Source organism: Oligella sp. HMSC09E12, assembly GCF_001808505.1.
Taxonomy (GTDB): Bacteria; Pseudomonadota; Gammaproteobacteria; order Burkholderiales; family Burkholderiaceae_B; genus Oligella; species Oligella urethralis.
In genome coordinates this window covers 1-2,315 of sequence record NZ_KV793610.1, presented here as the reverse complement: position 1 = coordinate 2,315, position 2,315 = coordinate 1, and the positions used below count along the sequence as shown (strand labels likewise).

Below are 2,315 nucleotides of genomic sequence, written 5' to 3'. Positions count from 1 at the left end.
AAGGAAGTTACACAAAATTATTTACAGGCTCTATCGAAAGCAACATCGATATGTTAAGTCTTTCGGGTGGTAAGCTTTATGGCCCTACGGGAGTAGGCGTTCTAATTGTCGACTCAATGCTAGATTTGAAACCTGTTCCTCTAATTCATGGTGGATTACAACAGGTTGGTGTTCGTTCTGGGACTATCCCTTTATATCTTTGTGAGGCAATAAGTTTTGCTATCAAAAAAGTGCAAAAGCAGCGAGCCGAGGAAAGGTCATATTTAGAAAGCCTTAGGAAGTTACTACTTAAAAAACTTGACGACAAGGGCATTGAGTATTCTGTTAATGGTTCGATGGAGCATCGACACCCCGGTAATTTAAGCCTTTCTTTTATTGGTTATCAAAACGATTTGTTGGTACAAAAACTTCAACCTGAAGTGGCAGTTTCTACTGGCGCTGCATGTAATTCGAGGGTAATTCAGCAATCTTATGTTTTAAAGGCTTTGGGCTTAAGTCGAGAGAAAATAGAGAGCACAATTCGCGTAGGCATAGGTCGTTTTAATACTGAGCAAGATATTCTGTTTTTTGTAAAACAACTAGAAAAAGCATTAGAAAGCTTTGAGATAACTGGCGTTACAGCTAGTTCTGTTTTTCCCTAAAACATAAATTATCACAATATTTAACTTGGTTTAAGTCTTAATCTATGTTATGTATTAGATATGTCTAATATATAAATCACAACCAGAAATGAGGTCAATCATGAAAAAACGCCAAGTTGATGTTGCTATTATTGGGGCCGGTACGGCCGGTTTATATGCATTGCGTGAAGTTAGGCGCGCTAAAAAGAGTTTTGTATTAATTGACCGTGGGCCTTTAGGTACTACTTGTGCCCGAGTGGGTTGCATGCCATCAAAGGTGGCTTTACATGCCGCAGAGCTTTGGTCGATGCGTGAAGAGCAAAAAGAGTACGGTATCTCAGGTACCGATAATCTTGAGATTGACCGCCAAGCCGCTTGGGCTAAAGTGCGTAGCATGCGCGATGATTTCGCTGCTGGCGCTAGTAGCAACGCTGTTAAAGCTGGGGGCGAGCATTTATTAATGGGTGAGGCGAAATTTATTGAGCCTACCGTGATTGAGGTGCTAGGTAAAGAGGGTACTGAGCGTATCGAAGCTAAGGCTGTTATTATTGCCGTGGGCTCTCGTCCTGTGGTACCGGGCTTTTTAGTTCCTTTTAAAGATCATTTAATCACTACCGATGAGCTCTTTGAATTAGAAGAGTTGCCAAAGCGACTCGGTGTCTTAGGCTTGGGTGCCATTGGCCTGGAGATGGGGTTAGCCATGCAACGCCTTGGCGTGGAAGTGGTTGGTGCGGATATGGCTGATTCAGTAGGTGGCATTCGTGACCCTGAGGTTGCTAAATACGCTCAAGAGGCATTTGCTGATGAATTTCCAATGTATTTGAGTGAGGCCGCTAATTTAGAAGTTGCTGAGCAAGGCGTTCAGCTAATTAGTGGTGAAAATCGTGTGACAGTTGATAAGGTCTTAGTGGCTTTAGGTCGACGCTCTAATTTAGACCAGCTTAATTTGGCAGAAGCAGGCTTTGAGCTAGATGATAAAGGTATGCCGCATTTCGATGAAGAGACCCTCAAAGTCAAAGATCACCCTGTTTATGTGGTTGGTGATGCAAATGGATACCGTACCTTAATGCACGAAGCGGCAGTTGAGGGCGCTGTAGCGGGTTTTAATGCAAGTCGTGATGAGGCTCAAGCCTTTGAGCGTAAAGTACCTTTAGCTATTGCCTTTACTCAGCCTGATATTGTGAGTGTAGGAACAAGTTTTGATCAATTATCAGAAGACGATATCTTTATTGGTAAGGCACTAACTGAAACAGATGGTCGTAGCCGCATTTTGAGTAAAAAGCAGGGTGTGCTGCGCATCTATGTTGATCGCAAAGATGGCAAATTATTAGGCGCGAGTATGATTGGTGCACGTGCAGAGCATATTGCACAATTCTTAGCTTTGGCTTTGACTCAAAAGCTCGATGTGTATCAGTTGCTCGATACGCCTTTCTATCATCCAGTGGTTGAGGAGTTGGTACAGACTGCACTGCGAGATATAGCGCGTCAAATGGAGCCAAGTATCTATCCTTTAGGTTTGACCCCGATTAAATAATATTTTCTATTTAATGGAATAAGATGCGCCCGTTGCTAAAAGTGATGGGCGTTTTTTCTTGTTTATGCATTTTCTTAATGAGAATGATAAATATTTATGTGTGGGTGAATGGTGACTTGTCTGCTAGGATTGAATTTAGAAGCGTCGACTTTTTTGCGGGG

At 42.5% G+C, this 2,315-nt stretch carries 2 protein-coding genes; both read left to right on the top strand.

The features are described from left to right. A partial coding sequence (locus tag HMPREF3179_RS09925; protein WP_141743471.1) for an aminotransferase class V-fold PLP-dependent enzyme occupies nt 1–641 on the top strand: 641 nt, incomplete at its 5' end. Nucleotides 642–741: 100 nt separating this feature from the next. Beyond that, on the top strand, nt 742–2,154 hold the full coding sequence (locus HMPREF3179_RS09920) for a dihydrolipoyl dehydrogenase (protein ID WP_036557940.1): 1,413 nt from the start codon (nt 742–744) through the stop codon (nt 2,152–2,154). Nucleotides 2,155–2,315: the final 161 nt, after the last annotated feature.